Origin of the sequence: Limosilactobacillus agrestis, from assembly GCF_014145585.1 — a bacterium.
Lineage (GTDB): Bacteria > Bacillota > Bacilli > Lactobacillales > Lactobacillaceae > Limosilactobacillus > Limosilactobacillus agrestis.
On the sequence record NZ_JACIVF010000014.1, the window covers coordinates 1 to 337 of the forward strand.

At 49.9% G+C, this 337-nt stretch carries 2 tRNA genes and 1 rRNA gene; all 3 read right to left on the reverse strand.

The annotated features are described in order from the left end of the window. Positions 1-22: 22 nt before the first annotated feature. A tRNA-Glu gene (locus H5R88_RS01040) sits at positions 23-94 on the reverse strand. 7 nt (positions 95-101) lie between these two features. Further along, positions 102-193: transfer RNA gene (locus H5R88_RS01045), tRNA-Ser, on the reverse strand. Positions 194-242: 49 nt separating this feature from the next. Then, positions 243-337 (reverse strand): 5S ribosomal RNA (gene rrf, locus H5R88_RS09880); the annotation flags it as partial.

Consider the following 337-nt stretch of genomic DNA (forward strand, 5'->3'; position numbering starts at 1 on the left):
AACTGAGCTAATCCTCCAAAAGTGACCCGTGCGGGATTTGAACCCACGATACCAGCGTGAAAGGCTGGTGTCTTAACCACTTGACTAACGGGTCATAACAACGGAGAGTAAGGGATTCGAACCCTTGATACAGGCTTTAACCCGTATACATCATTTCCAATGATGCTCCTTCGGCCAGCTCGGACAACTCTCCAATATCCAAGCCCTGGCACAATTAAGACCAGGTGCCAAAGCTTGATTTTGCGTGGCAACGTCCTATCCTCGCAGGGAGCGATCCCCCAACTACTTTCGGCGTGTTGAAGCTTAACTTCTGTGTTCGGCATGGGTACAGGTGTAT